The 1,200-nt window shown below is 45.7% G+C and carries 2 protein-coding genes; both read left to right on the forward strand.

All coding sequences use genetic code 11. The annotated features are described in order from the left end of the window. Window positions 1-830, forward strand: an 830-nt coding sequence (locus tag R7P35_RS25115) for a hypothetical protein (RefSeq protein ID WP_318093116.1), incomplete at its 5' end; no start/stop codon positions are given. Continuing rightward, window positions 820-1,200: metal ABC transporter solute-binding protein, Zn/Mn family (locus R7P35_RS25120; RefSeq protein ID WP_411978895.1), on the forward strand; the 381-nt coding region annotated here is incomplete at its 3' end. The genes R7P35_RS25115 and R7P35_RS25120, both read left to right, overlap by 11 nt.

A 1,200-nucleotide genomic window follows, 5' to 3' on the forward strand; every position in this document is an offset into this window, starting at 1 on the left:
GGCGTTTTCTTTCCGATTTTGGTTACTTGAACAACCAACACATGCATACCGATAGTTTTGTTGAGCGTCCATTAGCGTACCGAACGTTTCTTGGTTCGCATTACTATGATGATGGCGTGAGAGCGAGCCTTGTTCTTCCGACAGATCTGTTTGTGAAATTTGGTGTTGAGGCGCTAAGTGGCAGCAAGATGTCGGCAGTGGATGAGGGTTCTGACGTTGGTGTATTTACCTCAACATTAAAACTAGGTAGCGACATTTCAGATTCTTCTAGTTGGCAATTTGGCTTGAGTTACCTGCGAAACAAGAACGGCAAGGTGGAAGAATTTGCTGACCACGATCATCATGCTGATACCGGTCATGACCATGAACATAGCCACGCTGCTGCGATTACTGGTGCGAATCTTTATGGTGCTGATTTTGTTTGGAAATGGGCCCCGGATGGTAACTACAAGTACCGCAACTTTACGTTTTCTGCCGAGTACATGTTGTTGGATGGTGTGGTCGACAGCAAATTTAAAGATGAAGCTGAATCCTTTGATAACGTAACTTGTTACTACGTTTCGGGTGTATACCGATTTAACCCTAGCTGGTCTGCTGGCGTTCGTTACGGCGAAGCGGAAAGCTACGATGGTCATGCTCATGGTGACCACATGCATTTCACTGCGCTAAATGATAAAGAAGTCGATGCGATGATTGCGTGGGATTCCTCGCACTTTGGTACTGTTCGTGCGCAGTACACGCGTGCAGAAAACCAAGACAAAGAAAAAGAGAACGTCTTTACATTGCAATACGTCATGACTTTTGGGGCGCACGGTGCTCATGCGTTCTAAGTCATTAACCTTTATCTCTAAAGGTTTAGGCACAATGGCAGCGATTGCTGCCATTGTTTCTTCTCCAACATGGGCTTTGGATATTTTTGTTTGTGAGCCGGAATGGAAAGCTTTATTGCAACGCCACGCTCCAGAAGCAAATATCTATTCTGCTACTACCGATAAACAAGATCCACATTACGTGCAAGCTCGCCCTTCGTTGATTGCGAAAATGCGTCAAGCCGATTTGGCTATGTGTTCTGGAGCAGAACTAGAAGTAGGGTGGTTGCCTATGCTACAGGCACGAAGCTCAAATGCTGCGGTGCAAAATGGGGCAAAAAGCATGATTTACGCTGCCAGTTTTGTACGTATGCTGGATACACATCAACAT

The organism is Vibrio sp. Vb0304, assembly GCF_033338995.1.
GTDB classification, from domain to species: domain Bacteria; phylum Pseudomonadota; class Gammaproteobacteria; order Enterobacterales; family Vibrionaceae; genus Vibrio; species Vibrio alginolyticus.